The 24,477-nt window shown below is 70.8% G+C and carries 20 protein-coding genes; 8 read left to right on the top strand and 12 right to left on the bottom strand.

Annotated elements, in window-relative coordinates; genetic code table 11:
- The first annotated feature begins 6 nt into the window (after window positions 1–6).
- From ACZ4VA_RS17615 to ACZ4VA_RS17625, 3 genes are read left to right on the top strand one after another with little or no spacing between them, the layout of a single operon-like run.
- Window positions 7–930, top strand: a complete 924-nt coding sequence (locus tag ACZ4VA_RS17615) for an ABC transporter ATP-binding protein (RefSeq protein ID WP_468081938.1) — start codon at window positions 7–9, stop codon at window positions 928–930.
- Window positions 927–1,697, top strand: a complete 771-nt coding sequence (locus ACZ4VA_RS17620) for an ABC transporter permease (protein WP_355794178.1) — start codon at window positions 927–929, stop codon at window positions 1,695–1,697. The genes ACZ4VA_RS17615 and ACZ4VA_RS17620 overlap by 4 nt, the downstream gene beginning before the upstream one ends.
- 42 nt (window positions 1,698–1,739) lie before the next feature.
- On the top strand, window positions 1,740–2,747 hold the full coding sequence (locus tag ACZ4VA_RS17625; protein ID WP_468081940.1) for a COX15/CtaA family protein: 1,008 nt from the start codon (window positions 1,740–1,742) through the stop codon (window positions 2,745–2,747).
- Window positions 2,748–2,795: 48 nt separating this feature from the next.
- On the opposite strand, the gene ACZ4VA_RS17630 is transcribed toward ACZ4VA_RS17625, so the two are convergent.
- The 3 genes from ACZ4VA_RS17630 to ACZ4VA_RS17640 form a co-directional block, all read right to left on the bottom strand.
- Window positions 2,796–3,902 carry an amidohydrolase family protein gene (locus ACZ4VA_RS17630; RefSeq protein WP_356175649.1) on the bottom strand — a complete coding sequence of 369 codons (1,107 nt, stop codon included), beginning with the start codon at window positions 3,900–3,902 and terminating at the stop codon, window positions 2,796–2,798.
- 469 nt (window positions 3,903–4,371) lie between these two features.
- The gene (locus ACZ4VA_RS17635) at window positions 4,372–4,725 is read right to left on the bottom strand and encodes a hypothetical protein (RefSeq protein WP_355794364.1); all 354 of its coding nucleotides are present in this window, start codon (window positions 4,723–4,725) and stop codon (window positions 4,372–4,374) included.
- A 94-nt stretch (window positions 4,726–4,819) separates the two neighbouring features.
- Window positions 4,820–5,806, bottom strand: a complete 987-nt coding sequence (locus tag ACZ4VA_RS17640; RefSeq protein ID WP_388905468.1) for a heme o synthase — start codon at window positions 5,804–5,806, stop codon at window positions 4,820–4,822.
- Window positions 5,807–6,161: 355 nt separating this feature from the next.
- Between ACZ4VA_RS17640 and tkt the strand changes: the two genes are divergently transcribed.
- From tkt to pgl, 5 genes are read left to right on the top strand one after another with little or no spacing between them, the layout of a single operon-like run.
- Window positions 6,162–8,249 carry a transketolase gene (tkt, locus tag ACZ4VA_RS17645; RefSeq protein WP_356169312.1) on the top strand — a complete coding sequence of 696 codons (2,088 nt, stop codon included), beginning with the start codon at window positions 6,162–6,164 and terminating at the stop codon, window positions 8,247–8,249.
- Between the two features lie 34 nt (window positions 8,250–8,283).
- Complete coding sequence (gene tal / locus ACZ4VA_RS17650; protein WP_355786241.1) at window positions 8,284–9,402, top strand: transaldolase; 1,119 nt, start codon at window positions 8,284–8,286, stop codon at window positions 9,400–9,402.
- 1 nt (window position 9,403) lies between these two features.
- On the top strand, window positions 9,404–10,930 hold the full coding sequence (zwf, locus tag ACZ4VA_RS17655; RefSeq protein WP_355786246.1) for a glucose-6-phosphate dehydrogenase: 1,527 nt from the start codon (window positions 9,404–9,406) through the stop codon (window positions 10,928–10,930).
- Window positions 10,927–11,988 (top strand): glucose-6-phosphate dehydrogenase assembly protein OpcA, encoded by a 1,062-nt coding sequence (gene opcA / locus ACZ4VA_RS17660; RefSeq protein ID WP_355786238.1) that lies wholly within the window; start codon window positions 10,927–10,929, stop codon window positions 11,986–11,988. Before zwf ends, opcA begins: the two co-directional genes overlap by 4 nt.
- Window positions 11,985–12,767 (top strand): 6-phosphogluconolactonase, encoded by a 783-nt coding sequence (pgl, locus tag ACZ4VA_RS17665; RefSeq protein ID WP_468081944.1) that lies wholly within the window; start codon window positions 11,985–11,987, stop codon window positions 12,765–12,767. Before opcA ends, pgl begins: the two co-directional genes overlap by 4 nt.
- Before the next feature lie 115 nt (window positions 12,768–12,882).
- On the opposite strand, the gene ACZ4VA_RS17670 is transcribed toward pgl, so the two are convergent.
- The 9 genes from ACZ4VA_RS17670 to ACZ4VA_RS17710 all read right to left on the bottom strand — a co-directional run bounded on the left by ACZ4VA_RS17670 (window position 12,883) and on the right by ACZ4VA_RS17710 (window position 24,467).
- Window positions 12,883–13,815 (bottom strand): hypothetical protein, encoded by a 933-nt coding sequence (locus ACZ4VA_RS17670; protein ID WP_356239068.1) that lies wholly within the window; start codon window positions 13,813–13,815, stop codon window positions 12,883–12,885.
- Window positions 13,816–14,122: 307 nt separating this feature from the next.
- Complete coding sequence (gene pgi / locus ACZ4VA_RS17675) at window positions 14,123–15,775, bottom strand: glucose-6-phosphate isomerase (RefSeq protein ID WP_356239065.1); 1,653 nt, start codon at window positions 15,773–15,775, stop codon at window positions 14,123–14,125.
- 71 nt (window positions 15,776–15,846) lie between these two features.
- A complete protein-coding gene (locus tag ACZ4VA_RS17680; RefSeq protein WP_468081947.1) occupies window positions 15,847–17,115 on the bottom strand; it encodes an MFS transporter in 1,269 nt (422 codons plus the stop codon).
- Between the two features lie 133 nt (window positions 17,116–17,248).
- Window positions 17,249–17,584 carry an RNA polymerase-binding protein RbpA gene (locus ACZ4VA_RS17685; protein WP_079083975.1) on the bottom strand — a complete coding sequence of 112 codons (336 nt, stop codon included), beginning with the start codon at window positions 17,582–17,584 and terminating at the stop codon, window positions 17,249–17,251.
- Window positions 17,585–17,820: 236 nt separating this feature from the next.
- Window positions 17,821–18,051 (bottom strand): preprotein translocase subunit SecG, encoded by a 231-nt coding sequence (gene secG, locus ACZ4VA_RS17690; protein ID WP_355789072.1) that lies wholly within the window; start codon window positions 18,049–18,051, stop codon window positions 17,821–17,823.
- Window positions 18,052–18,154: 103 nt separating this feature from the next.
- A complete protein-coding gene (tpiA, locus tag ACZ4VA_RS17695; RefSeq protein WP_355789074.1) occupies window positions 18,155–18,931 on the bottom strand; it encodes a triose-phosphate isomerase in 777 nt (258 codons plus the stop codon).
- 5 nt (window positions 18,932–18,936) lie between these two features.
- Window positions 18,937–20,148 carry a phosphoglycerate kinase gene (locus ACZ4VA_RS17700; RefSeq protein WP_355789077.1) on the bottom strand — a complete coding sequence of 404 codons (1,212 nt, stop codon included), beginning with the start codon at window positions 20,146–20,148 and terminating at the stop codon, window positions 18,937–18,939.
- Window positions 20,149–20,275: 127 nt separating this feature from the next.
- Window positions 20,276–21,286: a type I glyceraldehyde-3-phosphate dehydrogenase gene (gene gap / locus ACZ4VA_RS17705; protein ID WP_356169294.1), complete on the bottom strand. Its 1,011-nt coding sequence runs from the start codon at window positions 21,284–21,286 to the stop codon at window positions 20,276–20,278.
- A 226-nt stretch (window positions 21,287–21,512) separates the two neighbouring features.
- Window positions 21,513–24,467: a M14 family metallopeptidase gene (locus ACZ4VA_RS17710; RefSeq protein WP_468081950.1), complete on the bottom strand. Its 2,955-nt coding sequence runs from the start codon at window positions 24,465–24,467 to the stop codon at window positions 21,513–21,515.
- Between the last annotated feature and the right edge of the window lie 10 nt (window positions 24,468–24,477).

Genomic DNA, 24,477 nt, shown 5'->3' on the forward strand with positions numbered 1-24,477 from the left:
CGCCTCATGCGAAGCGAGCCCGTCGTCCAGGTCCAGTCCCTGGTGAAGCGGTACGGCAAGAAGACCGCGGTGGACGGCCTCGACCTGGTGGCCGGGGCGGGCATCACCGCCGTCCTCGGACCCAACGGCGCGGGCAAGACCACCACCGTCGAGACCTGCGAGGGGTACCGCAAGCCGGATTCCGGCAGCGTGCGCGTCCTGGGGCTCGACCCGGTCCGGGACTCCGCCCGGCTGCGTCCGCGGATCGGGGTGATGCTCCAGTCCGGCGGTGTGTACTCGGGCGCGCGCGCCGAGGAGATGCTCCGCCACGTGGCCCGGCTGCACGCGCACCCGCTGGACGTGGACGCGCTGATCGAGCGGCTCGGACTGGGCGGCTGCGGCCGGACGACGTACCGCCGGCTGTCCGGCGGCCAGCAGCAGCGGCTCGCGCTCGCCATGGCCGTCGTCGGCCGCCCCGAGCTGGTCTTCCTCGACGAGCCCACCGCGGGCCTCGACCCGCAGGCCCGCCGCGCGACCTGGGACCTCGTCCGCGATCTGCGCGCGGACGGCGTCTCCGTCATCCTCACCACGCACCACATGGACGAGGCCGAGGAACTCGCCGACGACGTCGCGATCATCGACGCCGGCCGGGTCATCGCGCAGGGCTCGCCCGACGAGCTGTGCCGCGGCGGCGCCGAGAACACCCTGCGCTTCAGCGGCCGCCCCGGACTCGACGTGGGGTCCCTGCTCAAGGCCCTCCCGGCGGACTCGACGGCGGCCGAGCTGACGCCGGGCGCGTACCGGGTGGGCGGCAAGGTCGATCCGCAGCTGCTGGCGACGGTCACCTCCTGGTGCGCGCAGCACGGGGTGATGCCGGAGAAGATCTCCGTCGAACGCCACACCCTCGAAGACGTCTTCCTGGAACTCACGGGCAAGGAGCTGCGCGGATGAGCGCCGCCGGTACGTACTCCCCGCGGCCGGGAGCCGCGCCGCTCCCCCGGATGATCGGCGCGCAGGCGGCCCTGGAGACGAAGATGCTGCTGCGCAACGGCGAGCAGCTCCTCCTCACGGTCGTCATCCCGACGCTGCTGCTCGTCCTGTTCAGCACGGTGGACATCGTCGACACGGGCAAGGGCGAGGCCGTCGACTTCCTCGCGCCGGGCATCCTCGCGCTGGCGGTGATGTCGACCGCGTTCACCGGGCAGGCCATCGCGACGGGCTTCGAGCGCCGCTACGGGGTCCTGAAGCGGCTCGCCGCCTCCCCGCTGCCGCGCTGGGCGCTGATGACCGCGAAGACGGCGTCCGTGCTGGTCACCGAGATCCTCCAGGTGATCCTGCTGACCGCGATCGCGCTGGCGCTCGGCTGGTCCCCGCACGGCAACCCGCTGGCCGTGCTGCTCCTGCTCGTCCTCGGCACCGCCGCCTTCTCCGGGCTCGGGCTGCTGATGGCCGGCACGCTGAAGGCGGAGGCAACGCTGGCCGCCGCCAACCTCGTCTTCCTGCTGCTGCTGGTCGGCGGCGGCGTCGTCGTCCCGCTCGACAAGTTCCCCTCCGGGGCGCAGGACGTGCTCGGGCTGCTGCCGATCTCCGCCCTGTCGGACGGTCTGCGGGACGTGCTCCAGCACGGCGCCGGGATGCCGTGGGGGGACCTGGGGATCCTCGCCGTCTGGGCGGTCGTGGGGCTCGGCGCGGCTGCCCGATTCTTCCGGTGGGAGTAGAGACCTCCCCCTCGTGAAGGCGTGCACAAGCCTCCGCCTACGATGGTGCACGTGCCAAACGTGACCCGAGCCGACGTGGCCCTCGCCGCGCGCAGTCCGCTCGCCTTCATCGCCGAACACTGGACCCCCACGCCCCGGACGGTGCGGCGGGCGGCCCTCGCCGCCCTCGTCATGGCGGTGGTCATCGTGGTCACCGGCGGCGCCGTGCGGCTGACCGGCTCCGGGCTCGGCTGCCCGACCTGGCCCAAGTGCACGGACGACTCGCTGACCACCACCAGCGCGATGGGCCTCCACGGCGTCATCGAGTTCGGCAACCGGATGCTGACCTACGTGCTGTGCGCCGCGGTCGGCTGGGCGATCATCGCGGCCCGCTCGCAGAAGCCGTGGCGGCGCGGACTCACCCGGCTCGGCTGGGCGCAGTTCTGGGTGGTCATGGGCAACGCGATCCTCGGCGGGATCGTCGTCCTGGTCGGCCTGAACCCGTACACGGTCGCCGCTCACTTCCTTCTCTCCACGGCACTGATCGCGGTCGCCACGGTGATGTGGCAGCGCACCCGGGAGGGCGACGCCGAGCCGCGCCCGCTGGTCGGCAAGGCCGTGCAGCAGCTCGTGTGGTTCCTGGTCGCCGCGTCCGTGCTGCTGATCGCGGTCGGCACCGTCGTCACCGGCGCGGGTCCGCACGCGGGGGACTCCAGCGACGTCGACCGCATGCCGCTGGACTGGGAGACCGTGACCAAGCTGCACGCCGTGCTGGCCTGGATCGTGGTGACGCTGACGTTCGCACTGTGGTTCGTCCTCAAGGCCGTCGACGCCCCCAGGGGCCCGCTGGACCGCACCCGCGACCTGTTCCTGATCCTCCTCGGACAGGGCGTCATCGGCTACGTCCAGTACTTCACGGACCTCCCCGAGGCGCTGGTCGGCCTGCACATGCTGGGCTCCTGCCTGGTGTGGATCGGCGTCCTGCGCGTGCTGCTGGCGCTGCGCGAGCGGCCCGACGCCGTGGCGGACGTCCCCGGTCCCTCGGCGGAATCGGCACTCACGCGCGCGTGAGCCGCGTCCCGCGCCCGCGGGACGCACGCTCCCGCACCGCCGGGACGCTCACTCCAGGGCGTACACCCGCCGGGCGTTGCCCGCCGCGATGAGGCCGGCCACCCGCTGCGCGTCCGCGAGCGACCAGGCCCCCTCGGCCACCCAGGTGCCGAGCACCCGCGCGAGCGCCTCGCGGAACAGGCGGGCGCCCACCACGTGGAGTTCGGGCAGGCCGTGGGCGCCGCTGGAGAAGAGCAGCTTGCCGAAGGGCGCGAGCTCCAGGATCTCCGCGAGCACCGCGGCCGCCCGTGCCCCGGTGCGCACCAGCGCGGCACCGAGGTCGGCGTACACGTGCGGATAGACGCCGGCGAGATGGGCCGCGTGACGGTGGTACGGGTAGCCGTGCAGCAGTACGAGGTCGGTGCCGAGCCCGGCGGTGGCGCGGGCGAAGTCGGTGAGCAGGGCCGGGTCGGTGCGGTCGATGCGCAGGCCGGGCTCGCCCACGCCCGCGTGGAGCTGGAGCGGCAGTCCCGAGGCCACGGCGATCCACAGCAGGTGCCGCAGCAGGACCGGGTCGCTCAGCTCGCCGCCCACGCGCCGCCCGGCCAGCCAGCGGCCCGCCGCACCCCGCACCTCCCCCGGTCCCGGTGGCTCCGGTGCCAGCGCGAGGCCGTGCCGCATGCCGGCCACGGAGGTGAAGGCGACGGCGTTCGAGGCCGCGCCGTGCACGGACTCCGCGAGGTTGGCGAGGAACGACTCGACGGTGCCTGAGGTGTCGGCGACCTGCTCGGCGAGCAGCTCCAGCCGGACCACCTCGTGGGCATCGGCCGCCCCCGCCGAGGCCATCTCGCCGGGACCCGTGAGGTCGCCGGGCAGTCCGGTGTCGACGAGGTACGTCGTGATGCCGCTGCCCCGCAGGAGCCTGCGGCCCGACTCCAGGACGCCCAGTTCGCGGCGCCGGGCGAGGTAGTGCGCCGGCGGACAGTGCGGTTCGAGGCCGAGCAGGGGCGGGCACCAGCGGCGTACCGCGAAACCAGTCTGCGTGTCGAAGAAGGTGGTGCCGGGGGCGGCGGGGCCCTCGGTGCGGGAGAGATGGGCCTCGAAGGTGCCGAGGCCCAGCTCCGTGCGGAGCACTCCGTGGCAGTACTGGTCCACGAGGGACGGCGTTTCGATCATCCGGGCTCCCGTGTGTGGACCGTGCTTACTCAGGTCCTAACGGGTGAGGCGGGTTCAGGTGTTGCTGGCGCACACCCCGTGCGAAGGCGCTCCGCTTTGTCACCTGTTCTTGGGGGTGCGCCGGGGTTTCCGCCGGGGGGCGGAGGGGCGTGTTCCCGGCGGGGGGCGCCGTTCCTTGCGCCCCCTTACGGGGTGCGTCTGGCTCTTCGGGTGCGGGTGGGTGGGGGTTGGGCGCGCCGTTCCCCGCGCCCCTTGCGGGGCTGCGCCCGGGACTTCGGGTGCGGGTGGGTGGGGGTTGCGCGCGCCGTTCCCCGCGCCCCTTACGGGGCTGCGCCCGGGACCTTGGGTGCGGGTGGGTGGGGGTTGCGCGCGCCGTTCCCCGCGCCCCTTACGGGGCTGCGCCCGGGACCTTGGGTGCGGGTGCGTAGGGGCTGGGCGCGCCGTTCCCCGCGCCCCTTGCGGGGCTTGCTCAGCTGGTGGGGTTGCCCAGTTGTAGGCCTGCCATGCGCTTCCACTCGTAGGGGCCCGTTTCGACCTTGGCGGCGAACTCGCCGTCGAACTCCTCGTGGACGGTGATGCCCGCCTTCTTCACGGCCTGCTCGGCGATCGCGTGGGTGGGGGCCACCACGTCGCCCCAGCCGCCGTCGGCGCCGACGAGCACGATCCGGGCTCCGCGCTGCCCGAGGTACTCGACGTGGCCCTCGGTGCCGCCGTGCGCCTTGGCGAAGGCGGCGATCTCCTTGGCGAGCCGGGCGGCCCTGCGCTCGGCCTTGGCGTCCTGCTTGGCGCCGGTGCTCTCGTCAACCTGCTCGGTGTCTGCCATGGCCAGGATGCTACCGACGGGTAGATCAAACGGCGACGGGCGGGGTGCGTGGCTTTGGCCACGCACCCCGCCCGTCGGGAGTGTCCGAGCGCGTCTAGCGCAGGAAGGGGTCCACCGCGACCGCCACGAAGAGCAGCGAGACGTAGGTGATCGACCAGTGGAACAGCCGCATCTCCTTGAGCTTGCCGCCCGTCGCCTCGGACCGGGCGCGGTTCTGCAGCCCGTGCGCCTCCCACAGCCACCAGCCGCCGGCCACCAGCGCGACCGAGGTGTAGAACCACCCGGTGTAGCCGAGCGGGGTCAGCAGCAGCGAGACGGCGACCATCACCCAGCTGTAGAGGACGATCTGGCGGGCGACCACCTTGTTGGAGGCGATGACCGGCAGCATCGGCACGCCCACGCGCGCGTAGTCCTCGCGCACCTTCATCGACAGCGGCCAGTAGTGCGGCGGCGTCCAGAAGAACATGACGAGGAAGAGAACGACCGGGGCCCACGACATCGAGTCGGTCACCGAGGACCAGCCGATGAGGACCGGCATGCAGCCGGCGATGCCGCCCCAGACGATGTTCTGCGAGGTGCGGCGCTTGAGGATCATCGTGTAGACGACCACGTAGAAGAGCAGTGCTCCGAGCGACAGCCAGGCCGACAGCCAGTTGACCGTGAGGCCGAAGAGCAGGGTGGAGACCACCGCGAGCGAGAGGCCGAAGGCCAGGCACTCGCGGGGGCTGACCATGCCGGTGACCAGGGGCCGCTGCGCCGTCCGGTCCATCAGGGCGTCGATGTCACGGTCGATGTACATGTTGAGCGCGTTGGCTCCGCCGGCCGACAGGTAGCCGCCGAGGCAGGTGAGGAGCACCAGCTTCAGGTCGGGCACGCCCTGCTCGGCCAGGAACATCACCGGAACGGTGGTGATCAGCAGCAGCTCGATGATCCGCGGCTTGGTCAGCGCCACGAACGCCATGACACGGGCCCCGAACGGCCGCTGGCCCCGCGGGCTGCTCGTCCCGAGCTCCCCCACGGCCTTCACGGCATGGGTGGTGCCCCCACCCGCTGGACGGGATTCGACGGCCGTCACGCACACCCCTGACAGAGACATCCCAGCAAGCCCCGGGTGTGAACTCCCGGTAAAGGCTCGCGCGTACCACGCCACTGTAGACGTTGCCCAGACCCCGCTCTTCGCGGGGGTGGGGTCGTGTTGGGGGCCCGCGCACAAAGAGCCGGGCACCTCTCGATTGAGCAGTCAGATGAGCGGCTCCGTATTCACTTGCCACACGGGGAACACACCGGTCGGGAGGCGGATCGCGTCCAGTCCCGGCAGTCTGGAATGAGTCGAAAAAACGCACGTACTTACGGGGGTAGGCTCGACAAAGTCCGGTGGGCGCCGAGCCCACCGGCATTCGACATGTGGACCATGTGGAGAGGAGCCCTGACTCAGGGTGAGCACCAAGCCGACCACCACAGACCTCGAGTGGACCGAGTTGGACCAGCGGGCCGTCGACACCGCCCGCGTCCTGGCCGCCGATGCCGTACAGAAGGTCGGCAACGGCCATCCGGGTACGGCGATGAGCCTGGCGCCCGCCGCTTACACCCTCTTCCAGAAGGTGATGCGGCACGACCCGGCGGACGCCGACTGGACCGGACGCGACCGTTTCGTGCTGTCCGCGGGTCACTCGTCCCTGACCCTCTACATCCAGCTGTACCTGGCCGGCTTCGGCCTGGAGCTGGAGGACCTCCAGTCCTTCCGGACGTGGGGCTCCAAGACGCCCGGCCACCCCGAGTACGGCCACACCACCGGTGTCGAGACCACGACCGGCCCGCTCGGCCAGGGTGTCGCCAACGCGGTGGGCATGGCGATGGCCGCCCGCTACGAGCGCGGTCTGTTCGACCCGGAGGCGGCCCCCGGCACCTCCCCGTTCGACCACTTCATCTACGCGATCGCCGGTGACGGCTGCCTCCAGGAGGGCATCTCCGCCGAGGCGTCCTCCCTGGCGGGTCACCAGAAGCTCGGCAACCTGGTCCTGCTGTGGGACGACAACCACATCTCGATCGAGGGCGACACCGAGACGGCCGTCTCCGAGGACACCGTCAAGCGGTACGAGGCGTACGGCTGGCACGTGCAGCGGGTGCAGCCCAAGGAGAACGGCGACCTCGACCCCGAGGCCCTCTTCGCGGCGATCCAGGCCGCCAAGGCCGTGACGGACAAGCCGTCGTTCATCGCGATGCGCTCGATCATTGCCTGGCCGGCCCCGAACGCCCAGAACACCGAGGCCGCGCACGGCTCGGCGCTCGGCGACGACGAGGTCGCGGCCACCAAGCGCGTCCTCGGCTTCGACCCGGAGAAGTCCTTCGAGGTCTCCGACGAGGTCCTCGCCCACACCCGCGGCGCGCTCGACCGCGGCCGTGAGGCCAAGGCCGAGTGGGACAAGACGTTCGCCGCGTGGCGCACCGCCAACCCGGAGCGCGCCGCCGAGTTCGACCGCATCGACGCGACCGAGCTGCCGGCCGGCTGGGAGGAGAAGCTCCCGGTCTTCGAGGCGGGCAAGGGCGTCGCCACGCGCGCCGCGTCCGGCAAGGTCCTCCAGGCCCTCGGCGCGGTCATCCCCGAGCTGTGGGGCGGCTCCGCCGACCTCGCCGGCTCGAACAACACGACGATCGACAAGAACTCCTCGTTCCTGCCGGCCGACAACCCGCTGCCCGGCGCCGACCCGTACGGCCGCACGATCCACTTCGGCATCCGCGAGCACTCCATGGCCGCGGAGATGAACGGCATCGCGCTGCACGGCAACACCCGCATCTACGGCGGCACCTTCCTGGTGTTCTCCGACTACATGCGCAACGCCGTCCGCCTCTCCGCCCTCATGCACCTGCCGGTGACGTACGTGTGGACGCACGACTCCATCGGCCTCGGCGAGGACGGCCCCACCCACCAGCCCGTCGAGCACCTCGCCTCGCTGCGCGCCATCCCGGGCCTGAACGTCGTCCGCCCCGCCGACGCCAACGAGACCGCGATCGCCTGGCGCGAGATCCTCCGCCGCTACACCAAGGTGTTCGGCAAGGGTGCTCCGCACGGTCTCGCGCTGACCCGCCAGGGCGTGCCGACGTACGAGGCCAACGACGACGCCGCCAAGGGCGGTTACGTGCTGTTCGAGGCCGAGGGCGGCACCCCCGAGGTCATCCTGATCGGCACGGGCTCCGAGGTGCATGTGGCTGTCGAGGCACGTGAGCAGCTTCAGGCCGAGGGCATTCCGACGCGGGTCGTGTCCATGCCGTCCGTGGAGTGGTTCGAGGAGCAGGACCAGGGGTACCGGGACAGCGTCCTGCCGCCGTCCGTCAGGGCGCGGGTGGCGGTGGAAGCCGGCATCGGTCTCACCTGGCACCGGTTCGTCGGCGACGCCGGACGCATTGTTTCGCTGGAGCACTTCGGCGCTTCCGCCGACGGCAAGGTGCTCTTCCAGGAGTTCGGCTTCACTGCCGAGAACGTCGCCTCCGTCGCCCGGGAATCGATCGCCGCAGCCCAGCGCTGACGCTGACATACGACACGTAGGAGATGCATTTTCCATGACAGACGCACTCAAGCGCCTCTCCGAAGCAGGCGTCGCGATCTGGCTGGACGACCTGTCGCGCAAGCGGATCACGTCCGGCAACCTCGCCGAGCTGATCGACCAGCAGCACGTCGTGGGCGTCACCACCAACCCCTCGATCTTCCAGAAGGCCATCTCGCAGGGCGACGGCTACGACCAGCAGGTCTCCGACCTCGCGGCCCGCCGGGTCACGGTCGAGGAAGCCATCCGCATGATCACGACGGCGGACGTCCGCGACGCCGCCGACATCCTGCGCCCGGTGTTCGACTCCACGGGCGGTCAGGACGGCCGGGTCTCGATCGAGGTCGACCCGCGTCTGGCCCACGACACCAAGGCGACGGTCGCCGAGGCCAAGCAGCTGGCCTGGCTGGTGGACCGCCCGAACACGCTCATCAAGATCCCCGCCACCGAGGCGGGCATCCCGGCGATCACCGAGGTCATCGGCCTCGGCATCAGCGTGAACGTGACGCTGATCTTCTCGCTGGAGCGCTACCGCAAGGTCATGGACGCCTACCTTGCCGGTCTGGAGAAGGCCAAGGAGCGCGGCCTGGACCTCTCCAAGATCCACTCGGTGGCGTCCTTCTTCGTGTCCCGCGTGGACACGGAGATCGACAAGCGGATCGACGCGCTGGGCACCGACGAGGCCAAGGCCGCCCGCGGCAAGGCCGGCGTCGCCAACGCGCGCCTCGCCTACCAGGCGTACGAGGAGGTGTTCAGCGGTGAGCGCTGGGCCGCCCTCGACAAGGCGCAGGCCAACAAGCAGCGTCCGCTGTGGGCGTCCACCGGCGTCAAGGACCCGGCGTACAAGAGCACCATGTACGTCGAGGAACTGGTCGCGCCGAACACGGTGAACACCATGCCGGAAGCCACCCTCGAGGCCACCGAGAGCGAGGGCGAGATCTCCGGCGACACCGTCACGGGTACGTACGAGCAAGCTCGTGCCGACCTCGACGCGGTCGAGAAGCTCGGGATCTCGTACGACGAGGTCGTGGAGCTGCTGGAGGTCGAGGGCGTCCAGAAGTTCGAGGCGTCCTGGAACGACCTGCTCAAGTCGACCGAGGCGGAGCTCCAGCGCCTCGCCCCTTCGGAGGGCTGAAATCTTGTCGAGCAGCAATCCGCTGCGTGACCCCGCAGACCGACGGCTCCCGCGTATCGCGGGGCCGTCGGGCCTGGTCATCTTCGGCGTCACGGGCGATTTGTCACGTAAAAAGCTGATGCCCGCCGTGTACGACCTCGCCAACCGCGGACTGCTGCCACCGGGCTTCTCGCTCGTCGGCTTCGCCCGGCGGGAGTGGCAGGACGAGGACTTCGCCCAGGAGGTCCACGACGCCGTCAAGGAGCACGCGCGCACCGAGTTCCGCGAGGAGGTCTGGCAGCAGCTCATCCAGGGGATGCGCTTCGTCCAGGGCGACTTCGACGACGACGACGCCTTCGAGCAGCTCAAGGCGACGATCGAGGACCTCGACAAGGCGCAGGGCACGGGCGGCAACTTCGCCTTCTACCTCTCCGTACCGCCGAAGTTCTTCCCCAAGGTCGTGCAGCAGCTCAAGAAGCACGGGCTGGCCGACCAGCAGGGCGGCTCCTGGCGCCGCGCGGTCATCGAGAAGCCCTTCGGACACGACCTGAAGTCGGCTGAGGAGCTCAACCGAATCGTCCACGAGGTCTTCGCCCCGGACCAGGTCTTCCGCATCGACCACTACCTGGGCAAGGAGACCGTCCAGAACATCCTGGCGCTGCGCTTCGCCAACCAGATGTTCGAGCCGATCTGGAACCGGTCGTACGTCGACCACATCCAGATCACGATGGCCGAGGACATCGGCATCGGCGGCCGGGCCGGCTACTACGACGGCATCGGCGCCGCCCGTGACGTCATCCAGAACCACCTGCTCCAGCTGATGGCCCTGACCGCGATGGAGGAGCCCGCCTCCTTCGACGCGGACGCGCTCGCCGCCGAGAAGACCAAGGTGCTCGGCGCGGCCAGGCTGCCGAAGGACCTGGGCAGGAACACGGTCCGCGGGCAGTACGCGGCGGGGTGGCAGGGCGGCGAGAAGGTCGTCGGCTACCTCCAGGAGGACGGTATCGACGCGAAGTCGAAGACCGACACCTACGCGGCCGTCAAGCTGGAGATCGACAACCGCCGCTGGGCGGGCGTCCCCTTCTACCTGCGTACGGGCAAGCGGCTCGGCCGCCGTGTCACCGAGATCGCGGTCGTCTTCCAGCGCGCCCCGCACTCCCCCTTCGACCACACGGCGACGGAGGAGCTCGGCTCGAACGCGATCGTCATCCGCGTCCAGCCCGACGAGGGCATCACGGTCCGCTTCGGGTCCAAGGTCCCCGGCACCTCCATGGAGATCCGGGACGTGTCGATGGACTTCGCGTACGGCGAGTCGTTCACGGAGTCCAGCCCGGAGGCGTACGAACGGCTGATCCTCGACGTCCTGCTCGGCGACTCCAACCTCTTCCCGCGCACGGAGGAGGTCGAGCTGTCCTGGAAGATCCTCGACCCGATCGAGGAGTACTGGGACAGGCACGGCAAGCCCGCGCAGTACCCGGCCGGCACCTGGGGCCCCGTCGAGGCGGACCAGATGCTGGAACGAGACGGACGGAGCTGGCGGCGGCCATGAAGACAGATCTCACGGACACCACGTCCAGCAAGATCAACAAGGCGCTCGTGCAGGGCCGTCGCGCGATCGGCACGCCGGCCGTCGGCATGGTGCTCACCCTCGTCATCGTCACCGACGAGGAGAACGCCTACGACGCCCTGAGGGCCGCGAACGACGCCTCGCGCGAGCACCCCTCGCGCACCCTCGTGGTCATCAAGCGCGTCTCCCGCTCACCCCGCGACCGCACGAAGTCCCGCCTGGACGCCGAGGTGCGCCTCGGTGTGGAGGCGGGCACCGGCGAGACGGTCGTCCTGCGGCTGTACGGCGAGGTCGTGGACCACGCCCAGTCGGTCGTGCTGCCGCTGCTGCTTCCGGACGCCCCGGTCGTGGCGTGGTGGCCGGTGAACGCGCCGAGCGACCCCGCCAACGACCCGCTGGGCGCCCTCGCCCAGCGCCGGGTCACCGACACCTACGCCTGCGAGCAGCCGGTACGGGAGCTCTCGGCCCGCGCCGACGCCTACTCCCCCGGCGACACGGACCTGTCGTGGACCCGGATCACGCCCTGGCGTTCCATGCTGGCCGCCGCGCTCGACCAGGTCGCGTGCGAGGTCGACGCGGTCGAGGTGGAGGGCGAGGAGTTCAACCCGAGCTGCGAGCTGCTCGCCATGTGGCTCGCGGACCGGCTCGCCGTCCCGGTGAAGCGCTCGGTGTCCGCCGGCCCCGGCCTCACCGCCGTCCGGATGGCCACCGACTGCGGCCCGATCGTCCTGGACCGCGCCGACGGCTCGCTGGCGACGCTGTCCATCCAGGGCCAGCCCGACCGCGCGGTGGCGCTCAAGCGCCGCGAGACGGCCGAGCTGATCGCGGAGGAGCTGCGCCGGCTCGACCCGGACGACACCTACGCGTCGGCGCTGCGGTACGGCGTGGACCGGCTGAACGCCGGTGCCGCCGGGGCCCCGGCCGACGACGCGGAGGAGGGTGCGGTCAAGACCGCCGCCAAGGCTCCGGCGCGGCGCACGGCCAAGGCGCCCGCCAAGCAGGCCGCGAAGGCACCGGCCAAGAAGGCGGCCGCCAAGTGAACACACCGCAGCTCGTCGTCCACCACGACAAGGAGCTGATGGCCAAGGCCGCCGCGGCCCGGCTGGTCACGAAGATCGTGGACGCGCAGGCCTCGCGCGGCTACGCCTCGGTCGTGCTCACCGGGGGACGCAACGGCAACGGCCTCCTCGCCGCGCTGGCCGCCGAGCCCGCCCGGGACGCCGTCGACTGGTCCCGGCTCGACCTGTGGTGGGGTGACGAGCGGTTCCTGCCCGAGGGCGACCCGGAGCGCAACGTCACCCAGGCGCGCGAGGCGCTGCTGGACGCGGTTCCGCTGGACCCCGTCCGGGTGCACGCGATGCCGGCGTCCGACGGCCCGTACGGCGCCGACGCGGACGCGGCGGCCGAGGGCTACGCGGCCGAGCTGGCGAAGGCGGCGGGGCCCGAGAACCACGGCTCCGTACCGACGTTCGACGTCCTCATGCTGGGCGTCGGCCCGGACACCCACGTGGCCTCGCTGTTCCCGGAGCTGCCGGCGGTCCGGGAGACGGAACGCATGGTCGTCGGCGTGCACGGGGCGCCGAAGCCCCCGCCGACGCGCGTCTCGCTCACGCTGCCCGCGATCCGCTCCGCGCGGGAGGTGTGGCTGCTGGCGGCCGGCGAGGACAAGGCGGAGGCCGCGGCCATCGCCCTCTCGGGCGCGGGCGAGGTGCAGGCACCCGCTGCGGGGGCCTACGGACGGGCCCGCACCCTGTGGCTGCTGGACTCCGCGGCGGCCTCGCAGCTGCCGCGCTCGCTGTACCCGCCCGCCTCGCCGTAGGGCACGGGCGGCCCGGCCTCCGGGTCGCCACCGTAAATCCACTCGAACGCCGGACGGGCCGAAAGGCTCGCCCGGCGTTCGGCGTCGTGGCCGCCGTCCGGGCGCTGGGCCCGCCTCAGCTCCGGGGCCGGCCGTACGGGTTGGCGGGTCCCTGGGGGTAGGGGTGCTGCGGAGGCTGGGGGTACGGGTTGCCCGGCCCCGGCGCGTAGGGGCCGCCCTGGTGGAACGTGAACGCCGGGTTCGGCGCGAACGGGCCGGGCTGCGGCGGCAGATGCCCGTACGGCGGGGCGGGCGGAACCGGCCGGGGCAGCGTGGCCGGGTGCGCCCGCAGCCGGATGCCGTGCCGCCGCCGCAGCCGGTGCAGTTCCAGCGCCGAGATGGCGGTCACCGTCAGGGGTGCCCCCAGGATGAAGACGATCCCCATGGTGAGGCTGAGCCCGTGCAGGTCGCCGGTGACCAGGTCCGGGATGGCCATGAGCCATGAGGTCACAGTGGCGAGCAACGCCGGCAGGCAGCGGTGCACACCGGCGGAACCGAAGAAGTTCCCGGACACCTGCACGGCTCCGTACGCGACGAGGCCGGTGAGCCACATCGCGGTCAGCCCGGGGACCATCATCAGCAGGCTGCCGCCGAGCGACATCGACAGCTGCCACAGCAGTACCGTGACCACGATCGTGCCGATGAAGAGCAGCAGCAGCTTGAGCGAGTCGAAGAGCGACCCGCGCAGCTCGCGGAGGCGTCCGGTGCGGCGCCAGACGAACAGCATCACGCCGACCGTCAGGGGCGTGATGACCAGCAGCACGAGGGCCGCCGTCAGCATGTTCTCCAGGATCTCCCTGAACTCGAACCTGCCCTGCACGAACGTGTAGACCCCGAACGCGGCGACCGCCCCGGCGACCACCCGCACGCGCTTGAGCCGCTCCACGGACGGGTCGGCCGGCGCCGGGATCCACGCCGGGTGGAACAGGGCCCGCGCCACGGCCTTCGGCTGCAGGACCGACCTCGCCGACAGCGGGCCGCTCAGCCATCCTCTTCGTGAACCGGTCACTTGCTCCCCCGAGCCCTCGTCGATCCGACCGGCGGCGAGTCTACGGGAGGCGGGCGATCACACCCGCCTCCCCCGCGCCGGAGGCCTGGGGCCTGTCCGGCGGATCAAGCCGGAGGAAATCGGCAGTGCCTTGCAGCCCAGGTGAGCGGGGTCTGGTGCGTTCGGCTGCAAGGCGGAGGAGGACGTCGACGCGATGGGGGTCCCCCCGCTCGAGTGGAGCCGAGAGTGGGGGAGTCGGCAACCGACGACAACGCCGCAGACGGGCGTGCCAGACCCCGCGTCTCCGGCATGATCCGCCGGACAGGCCCTAACGGCCGCGCAGCTGGCGGTACTTGGCGACCAGGGCCTTCGTCGACTCGTCCAGCCCTGGCACGTCGGCGCCCTCGGTCAGCGCGGGTTCGACGCGCTTGGCGAGGACCTTGCCGAGCTCGACGCCCCACTGGTCGAAGGAGTCGATGTTCCAGATCGCGCCCTGGACGAACACCTTGTGCTCGTACAGCGCGATCAGCTGGCCCAGCACGGACGGGGTCAGCTCGCGGGCCAGAATCGTCGTCGTCGGGTGGTTGCCCCGGAAGGTCTTGTGCGGGACCAGCTCCTCGGGCACCCCTTCGCCGCGCACCTCGTCCGGCGTCTTGCCAAAGGCCAGCGCCTGCGTCTGGGCGAAGAAATTCGCCATCAGCAGGTCGTGCTGGGCGACCAGGGCCGGCTGCAGACCGGCGACCGGCTCGGCGAAACCGATGAAGTCGGCCGGGATCAACTTGGTGCCCTGGTGGATGAGTTGGTAGTAGGCGTGCTGGCCGTTGGTGCCGGGGGTGCCCCAGACGACCGGGCCGGTCTGCCACTCCACGGGGCGTCCCTCGCGGTCCACCGACTTGCCGTTGGACTCCATGTCGAGCTGCTGGAGGTACGCGGTGAACCTGGACAGGTAGTGCGAGTACGGCAGCACCGCGTGCGACTGGGCGTCGAAGAAGTTCCCGTACCAGACACCCAACAGGCCCAGCAGCAGCGGGACGTTGGACTCGGCGGGCGCCGTGCGGAAGTGCTCGTCGACGAGGTGGAAGCCGTCGAGCAGCTCGCGGAAGCGGTCGGGGCCGATCGCGATCATCAGGGACAGGCCGATCGCGGAGTCGAAGGAGTAGCGGCCGCCGACCCAGTCCCAGAACTCGAACATGTTGGCCGTGTCGATGCCGAAGTCCGCCACCTTTCCGGCGTTCGTCGACAGCGCCACGAAGTGCTTCGCCACGGCGTCCTGACCGGCGCCCAGCCCGGTGAGCAGCCAGTCGCGGGCCGAGGTCGCGTTGGTGATCGTCTCGATCGTGGTGAAGGTCTTCGAGGCGATGACGAACAACGTCTCCGCCGGGTCCAGGTCGTGGACGGCCTCGTGCAGGTCGGCGCCGTCCACGTTCGACACGAAGCGGACCGTGAGGCCCCGGTCGGTGAAGGAGCGCAGCGCCTCGTAGGCCATCGCCGGACCGAGGTCGGAGCCGCCGATGCCGACGTTGACGACGTTCTTGATGCGCTTGCCGGTGTGCCCGGTCCACTCACCCGAGCGGACCTTGTCGGCGAAGGCGCTCATCCGGTCGAGCACGGCGTGCACGGCGGGCACGACGTTCTCCCCGTCGACCTCGATCACGGCGTCGCGCGGGGCGCGCAGCGCGGTGTGCAGCACGGCCCGGTCCTCGGTGACGTTGATCTTGTCGCCGCGGAACATGGCGTCCCGCAGGCCGAAGACGCCGGTGGCCGAGGCCAGCTCGCGCAGCAGGCGCAGGGTCTCGTCGGTGACCCGGTGCTTGGAGTAGTCGACGTGCAGGTCACCGACTTCGAGGGTGTACCGGGAGCCGCGCCCGGGGTCGGCGGCGAACAGGTCCCGCAGACGGGTCTCGCCGACCTCCTCACGGTGCTTGGCCAGAGCGGTCCACTCGGGTGTCTGGGTGAGCCTGGTACGGCTTTCTGCGTTCATCTCGGACTTCCGCCTCTTTCCTGCGTGTGCTGCTGCGTACCTTGCCCCGCTGCCGGTCCCAACCTAATTGATCAGGGCTCGACGTGAGCTGTCGTGGAGCGGGCGTGCGGGTTGACAACAGATACGTCCCGCTTGCGCGCGGGTGTCAGGGCGGTGACGGCGAGGGCGAAGAACACGGCGGCCAGCAGCGCCGGGGCGTGGAGCCCCAGGGCCGTCGCGACGGCGCCTCCCAGCAGGGCCCCGACAGGCGCTCCGGCGACCGCGAGCGTCCGGAACGCCGAGCTGACGCGGCCGAGTGCGCCGGCGGGGCTGCGCTGCTGCATCAGGGTCGTGGTGTTGACGTTCCACACCATGCCCATGAGCCCGAAGACACCCATGCTCACGGTCAGCGCGGCGAGGCTGCGTATCGAGCCCATGGCGAGGAGCGCACCGGTCTGCACGGCCCCGGCGAGCAGCACGGCACGCATCCGGCCGAGCCGGGCCACGACGCGCCGGTTGGCGGCTCCCCCGGCCAGGCTGCCGAGCGTGTAGGCGGTCATCGCCGCCGCGTATCCGGCGTTCCCCGCGTCGAGCCAGCCGGTCACGAGGAGCACCAGGGTGGCGATGAGGGCGCCCATGCCGATGTTGCACAGGGCGGTGGCCGCGCACAGTCCGCGCAGCGCCCGGTCCCGCGCGAGGACGCGCAGCCCGGCCGAGATCTCGCCGCGCAGGGTGCTGCCCGCGGGTCTCGGGGGGCGCTCGGCGGGCGCGCCGCGCAGGGAGGCGACGAGCGCGGCGGCCACGAGGTAGGTCACGGCGTCCGCGAGGAAGGGGACGGCGGCTCCGGCGACGATCAGCGCGGGGACGAGGGGGCCGGCGAGGAGACCGCCGGCGACGCGCTGGCCGGTCATAAGCCGCGCGTTCGCACTGCCGAGAGCCTCACGCTCGACGAGGGCGGGGAGCAGCGCCGTGGACGCGTTGTCGAAGAGGGTCTGGAGGGTGGTGAGCGCCAGGGCCAGGGCGATCAGCAGGCCGATCGAGGCGTGTCCCAGGGCGACGGCCACGCCGAAGGCCGCCACCAGCAGACCCCGCACCACGTCGACGGTCCACATCGCGCGCCGCTGGTCCACCCGGTCGGCGACGGCTCCGCCGAGCAGTCCGAAGACGATCCAGGGGACGTAGCCGCAGGCGGTGACGGACGCGACGAGGAGGGGCTCGCGGGTCAGCGTCGCGGCCAGCAGCGGCAGGGCCGCCGTCCGCAGGGCGTCACCGAAGCTGGAGAGGACGGCGGCACTCCACAGCCGGCCGAACCCGCCACGCCACGCGGGCGCACGCGCCTCTGGCACATCGGTCGTCGTCATCGGGCCCCCCGCGGCTTCCACTGATGCAAGAACCGTAGAGGGCACCACTGACAACCGGCCGTGGAGCGGGCGGGACGGCCGTACCAGACGCGTCCGGCCAGGCACCCCTCGGTGTCCGGCCGGCTGTCAACTCCTAGATCTCGCCCCGCAGTTTGGCGAGCGCCTCGGCGAGGATCGCCTCGCCGTCCGCGTCGCTGCGCCGCTCCCGTACGTACGCGAGGTGCGTCTTGTACGGCTCGGTGCGCGGCGGGTCCGGCGGGTTGTCCTGGTCCTGTCCGGCCGGAAAGCCGCAGCGCGGGCAGTCCCAGGTGTCGGGGACCTGCGCGTCGCTGGCGAAGCTCGGCTGCGTCTCGTGCCCGTTGGAGCACCAGAAGGAGACGCGCAGCCGCGGCGCGGACTCGCCGCGCTCGGCCTCGCCCATCGGCCCCGCCCCGACCCGGCTTCCTCGGATCGCGTTGCCACTTGCCACGGTCGTAACTCCCTGCGTAATGGTGCCGCGAAGCGAGTCGGCGTGACGCTTCGCTGCGAGCGCCTCAGTCTACGTAAGGCCCAACGCGCGTCCAGTGATTGGAGTTACATCCCCGCCCCTAGACGCAAGCCCCATGATAGGCCGCGCCGGGAGGCGCGTACCGGACATGGGGCCTTACGTGCAAAATGTGCGTGCGTATTGCGCTGTCGAGACGCCGTACCGATGTCAGCCGGAGATCAGTTGCCGGTCTTCATCAGGATGCCGAGCACGACGATGCACGCGAACCAGAGCAGACCGATCACCACGGTGATCCGGTCGAGGTTGCGCTCGGCGACCGAGGAGCCGCCGACGGACGACTGCATACCGCCACCGAACATGTCGGAGAGGCCGCCGCCCTTCCCCTTGTGCATCAGCACCAGCAGCATCATCAGCAGGCTGAAGACGATCAGGGCGATCGAGAACCCCATAACCACGGCTGGACCAACTTCCTCGGATCTGGATGACAACGGGGGTCCGGTGGGTTGCCACCGGACCCCCGCAAGAGTACGACGTAACGCCGCTACCGCATACTCACTGGTCGCGGAAGCGGACGATCTTGACGAACTCGTCGGCGTCGAGCGCCGCCCCGCCGATCAGCGCGCCGTCCACATCGGGCTGGGCCATGATCGCCGCGACGTTGCCGGACTTGACCGAGCCGCCGTACTGGATGCGGACCTTGTCGGCCAGCTCCTGGGAGTACAGCTCGGCGAGACGGCCGCGGATCGCGCCGCAGACCTCCTGGGCGTCCTCGGGGGTGGCGACCTCGCCGGTGCCGATCGCCCAGACCGGCTCGTACGCGATCACGATGGACTCGGCCTGCTCGGCCGGGACGTCCTTGAGGGCGCCGTCGACCTGCGCGAGCGTGTGGGAGACCTGGTTGCCCGCCTTGCGGACGTCCAGTCCCTCACCGACGCACAGGATCGGGGTGAGGCCGTGCTTGTACGCGGCCTTGACCTTGGCGTTGCACAGCTCGTCGGTCTCGTTGTGGTACTGCCGACGCTCGGAGTGGCCGATGGCCACGTACGTGCACTTGAGCTTCGAGAGCATCGCACCGGAGATCTCGCCGGTGTAGGCGCCGGAGTCATGCGCCGAGAGGTCCTGGGCGCCGTACTTGATCCTCAGCTTGTCGCCGTCGACCAGGGTCTGCACGGAGCGCAGGTCGGTGAAGGGCGGCAGGACGGCGACCTCGACGGCCTCGTAGTCCTTGTCGGCCAGGGCGAAGGCGAGCTTCTGGACGTGCGCGATGGCCTCGAGGTGGTTGAGGTTCATCTTCCAGTTGCCCGCCATCAGCGGCGTGCGCGTGCTCATTGAGGTCAGTCCTCCAGTGCGGCGAGGCCGGGGAGCGTCTTGCCCTCGAGGTATTCGAGGGAGGCGCCGCCGCCGGTCGAGATGTGGCCGAATGCCTGCTCGTCGAAGCCCAGGATGCGGACGGCCGCGGCGGAGTCGCCACCGCCGACGACCGTGAAGGCCGGGGAGTCGAGAAGGGCCTGGGCGACCGTCTTGGTGCCCTCGGCGTAATCGGGGTGCTCGAAGACGCCCATCGGGCCGTTCCAGAAGACGGTGGCCGCGTCGGCGAGCTTCGAGGCGTACAGCTTGCGGGTCTCAGGACCGATGTCGAGACCCATCCGGTCGGCCGGGATGGCGTCCGCGGCGACGGTGGTGGGGTCGGAGGGGGCCTTCGTCTTCAGGTCCGGGAACCCGGTCGCGGCCACGACGTCGACGGGGACGACCAGCTCGACGCCGTTCTTCTCCGCGCGCTCGACGTACTCGACGACGGCCGGGATCTGGTCCTCCTGGACGAGGGAGGCGCCGATCTCGTACCCCTTGGCCTTGAGGAAGGTGAACGCCATGCCGCCGCCGATGAGCAGCCTGTCGGCCTTGCCGAGCAGCTGGTCGATGACGGCGAGCTTGTCGGAGACCTTGGAGCCGCCGAGCGCGACCACGTAGGGGCGCTTGACGTCCTCGGTGAGCTTCTTGAGGACGCCGACCTCGGTGGCGATGAGGTAGCCGGCGTAGTGCGGCAGGCGGGCCGGGAGGTCGTACACGGAGGCGTGCTTGCGGTGCACGGCGCCGAAGCCGTCACCGACGTAGACGTCGGCGAGGGCGGCGAGCTGATCGGCGAACTCGCCGCGCTCGGTGTCGTCCTTGGAGGTCTCGCCGGCGTTGAAGCGCAGGTTCTCGATGACGGCAACCTGGCCGGGCTGCAGTCCGTTCACCGCGTCGTGGGCGGCGGGGCCGACGGTGTCCTGGGCGAACGCCACGGAGGCGCCGAGGAGTTCACCGAGCCGCTCGGCGGGCTGGAGCAGGGAGAAGGCCGGGTCCGGGGCGCCCTTGGGGCGGCCCAGGTGGGAGGCGACGACCACCTTGGCGCCCGCTTCCGCGAGGGCCTTGACGGTGGGCAGGACGGCGCGGATGCGGCCGTCGTCGGTGATACGGCCGTCGGCCAGCGGCACGTTGAGGTCGGCGCGGACGAAGACCCGCTTGCCGTCCACGCCTTCGGCGAGAAGTTCGTCGATCGTCTTCATGAAGGGACTCCTGGGAGGCTCGTGAGATCCGTGAGGGCTGATCGATCAGCACGTGCGAGAGGGCCCGGGCAGCGCGGCCTAGCGCTGCCCGGGCCCTGCTCTCACATCGAGGTGCCTGCTCCGGGTACTAGAGCTGGCCGCCGACGAAGACCGTGAGGTCGACGAGGCGGTTGGAGTAGCCCCACTCGTTGTCGTACCAGCCGAGGATCTTCACCGAGTTGCCCTCCTGGACCATGGTCAGGGAGGAGTCGAAGGTGCAGGACGACGGGTCGCCGACGATGTCCGAGGACACGATCGGGTCCTCGGTGTAGGTCAGGAAGCCCTTGAGGTCGCCGTCCTCGGAGGCCTTCTTGAACGCGGCGTTGACCTCGTCCTTGGTGACCTCGCGCTGCAGCGTCACGACGAGGTCGGTGGCGGAACCGGTCGGGACCGGGACGCGCATCGCGATGCCGTCGAGCTTGCCCTTGAGCTGGGGCAGGACCAGGGCGGTGGCCTTGGCGGCACCCGTCGTGGTCGGGATGATGTTCTCGGCGGCGGCGCGGGCGCGGCGCAGGTCCGAGTGCGGGAAGTCCAGGATGCGCTGGTCGTTCGTGTACGCGTGGACCGTCGTCATCAGACCCTTGACGATGCCGAAGTTCTCGTCGAGGACCTTGGCCATCGGCGCCACACAGTTGGTGGTGCAGGAGGCGTTGGAGATGACGTGGTGGTTCGCCGGGTCGTACTTGTCCTGGTTGACGCCCATCACGATCGTGATGTCCTCTTCCTTGGCCGGAGCCGAGATGAGGACCTTCTTGGCGCCGCCCGCGATGTGCTTCTCGGCGTCGGCCTTCTTGGTGAAGATGCCGGTCGACTCGATGACGATGTCGACGCCGAGGTCGCCCCACGGGATGTCCGCGGGGTTGCGCTCGGAGAGCACCTTGATGGTGTGGCCGTCGACGGTGATCGTGTCGGCGGTGTGCGACACCTCGGCCTTGAGGCGGCCCAGGATGGTGTCGTACTTGAGCAGGTGAGCGGTGGTCGCGGTGTCACCCAGGTCGTTGACAGCCACGATCTCGATGTCAGCACCCTGCTCCAGCAGCGCGCGGAAGTAGTTACGACCGATGCGGCCAAAGCCGTTGATGCCTACGCGGATCGTCACGAAACCGATCTCCTCGTTGGTACGCCGGCTCAGATGCCGGCGAGTTGTATGGGATGTCCCCGACCGCCTACGACCCTACCTCCCTGACGCCTCCTGAGTGACATCGAGAGGGCCCATACACGGCAGGGCGGTCCGTACCCGCCAGTAGGGGTACGGACCGCCCGGCCCGGGAGATCCGGTCACTCGTGACGGCTACGCGACGTCACGCCGTGTTGACGAGGGGGAATCAGCTCCTCAGGGCCGCGAGCGCCTTCCCGAGCAGCGCCGTACGGTCGGCCGCCGCGGTGACGTGCTCCAGGCCGAAGCCCAGCAGCACGGTGTCGTCCGTGGTGACGCCTCCGTACGTCTGGAACAGCGCCCCGGTGCGCGTCCAGTCCTTGAGGACGGCCGGGCTGCCCGCCGGCGGACCGGGGACGCGCCAGACGCCGAGCGACGTCTCGAAGCCCTCGGTCGCGGTGGCCGTGCCTCCGACGACGAGCGAGGCGTCGTCCGCGAGGAGCCCGTGGCCGCCGCTGCTCGGGTCGGTGATGTAGCTCAGCGAGACCTCCACGGACTTGCCGGCGTACGCGCTGAGGTCGAACTCGACCTGCTGCCAGCCGTCCGACTCGCCCGTGAAGCTGTTCCACGCGCCGCTGGTGCCCGTGCCCGTGCAGGCCGTGGCGCCCTGCGTCAGGTAGTGCTTGAGGAAGGGGTGCTCGTTGAGCAGGAACCCGGCCTCGCACTCGGCCGGGACGGCGGAACCGGTCGCGCCGCCCGCGTCGGGGAGCGTGGTCCAGTCCTCGGCCCCGGTGGTGTGGGCCTCCAGCACCGCGTGGTCGTAGCCGGGCTCGGTGTCCCACAGGAGACGGGTGCGCAGCGTCGGCTTGTCGGCCGCGCTCACCCCGGTGAGGTCGATCGTGCGGGTGAGGCGCTTGTAGGCGTCGTCGGTGTGGACGGCGGCGGCCATGTACGAGCCCGCGTACGGCCCGTACGGGTTGACCGTCCCGGCGAACTGGCCGGCGCCCGCGCTGGCGAACTGCGGGTACTGCGCGACGGGCAGCGTGTCGGAGGTGACGCCGTACGCGCCGGCCGCGTTCAGCGGGTTGCCGGGCGCGTCGCCGAGGGCGCCGGTGAAGCCCGCGAGCTTGCCGGAGCCGTTGAAGCCGGTGGCGCCCGGGGTCGTCGTGCGGGAGTAGGCGCCCAGGTAGTACTGGCTGAAGTCGTTCGAGAGGGTGCCGCCGCCGAGGTCGACGTTGCCGCCGGCCTGCTCGCCCGCCTCGATCAGCTTGCCGCCCTCGTTGAGGAAGGCGCGCAGCTGGAGCTGGGTGGCGTTGCCGGGCCGGTCGGCGCCCGTGTAGTGGACGACCGTGCCGAAGTGCCCAAGGACCGCGAGCGCGTCGGGGGCGCCCTGGGTGGCGACGTCCCAGACGAGGGGCTTGCGGCCGTTGGCCTTCAGCGCGTCGGTGTACTTCTGCGCCTGGGTCGCCGTCGCGCCCTCCTCGGCCACGACGAGGGTGTCGGCACGCGGCCGCTCGGCCACGGTGTAGGTGAAGTGGCTGCTGGAGGTGCGCTTCCCGCTGCGGGTCCGGCCGGTGAACCAGACCTCGACCTTGTCGCCGGTGTCGCCGTCCCGGACCTTGGCGCGGTACTCGTCGAAGTAGAGGTTGTCCTCGCCGCCGTAGGTCTCGCCACCCTTCCACGGCCTGAGCGCCATGTCGTGCGTGCGGCCGCCGTTGACGCGGTACTTGAGCTCCTTGTCGCGGACCGACCTGCGGGCGACGACGGAGACCTCCTGGTCGGCGCCGCGCGCGTACGACGTCGAGAAGGCCGCGGGGCTGAAGTCGGGGGCGTCGATGCCGACCGAGGAGGAGGGCCGGTCGGGGTGCGAGGCGGTCTCGGCGACGGAGAGCGCGAACGGGACGTTCTTGCGGAACTCCTGCTCGATCAGCTTCTCGTCGTCCGGGAACGTGAAGACCGAGGCGCAGTCGGCCGCGTTCCAGGCGTCGTCCGGGTAGAGGTTCGACGCGGTCTGGCAGGTCGACATCTCGGGGGTGAACATCCCCGTGCCGTTGACGTTGCTCGCGTGCCCGTCCGCTTCACCGTTGGTGGTGTAGAGCTCCGAGGAGACCTGCGGGTGGTAGCCCTCGACGGCCGAGTTCTCGGGGGTTCCGGCGAGCGAGCGGTAGAGCACGTCGTCCGGGCTGGGCGTCGCCACCTGCCAGCCGACCCCGTACAGGAGCAGCTCGGCGGCGGAGTGGTAGTTGATGCCGTACGTGAAGCCGATGCGCTTCTCGAAGGCGTCCAGGGCCTTGGTCTCGGGCTCGGAGCCGGGGCTCGCGCCGCGGTAGGTCTGGCTGGTCGGGCTGGGGGACGAACCCTCGTCGTCGTAACCCCACTTGTAGGCGAAGTTGCGGTTGAGGTCGACGCCGTCCCCGGTCGTGATGGCGCCGTCGCCGTTCACGTCCCGGAGGTTCTTGCGCCACTGCCGGTCGCCCTCGGGGGAGAACGTGAAGTCGTAGCCGTCGGGGTTGGCGGACAGCACGAACCACAGTTCCGTGGAGTCGACGAGCTTCTTGACCCGCTTGTCCGTGGAGTAGTTGTCCAGGTAGTAGTGCATCAGGCGCCGGGTCATCTCCGGCGTGATCCACTCGCGCGCGTGCTGGTTGGACATGTACAGCACGGACGGCTTGGCGCCGTCCTTGCTCTTCCGGGCGCCCTTGGTCAGCTTGAGGGCGAGGATGTCCTGGCCCTTGACGGTCTTGCCGATGGAGACGACCTTGGTGAGACCCGGGTGGTCCTGGTTGGTCCTGAGGATCTCCTCCCGGAGGTTCCCCTTGCCGCTGTACGGGCGGAACACGCCGTCGCCCGCAGCCGCCACCCGCGCCTCGGCCCGCGCCGACAGCTTGTGCTCCGTGAGCTCGACGCCCTGCTTCTCCAGCTTCTCGGCCTGCTTGTCGGTGAGGTAGACCTCGACCGACGCGGTGCCCTTGTCCGGCGCCTGTTCGCCGAGTTCGTGGGCGTCCTGTCCGGCCGCGAGCAGCAGGGGTACCTGCTTCTTCGTGACCTCGGCGCGGAACACCTTGACGGCGTTCGCGTCCGGCTCGGGTGAACTGCCGTCCTGTGCCTGGGCGCCCGGGGCCAGGCCCGCACCGCCCAGCAGGAGCGCGCTCGCAGCGAGGATCGCTCTCGCTCTTCGTCTCATGAGTCCCCCT

It is taken from the genome of Streptomyces sp. NPDC028308 (assembly GCF_055565855.1).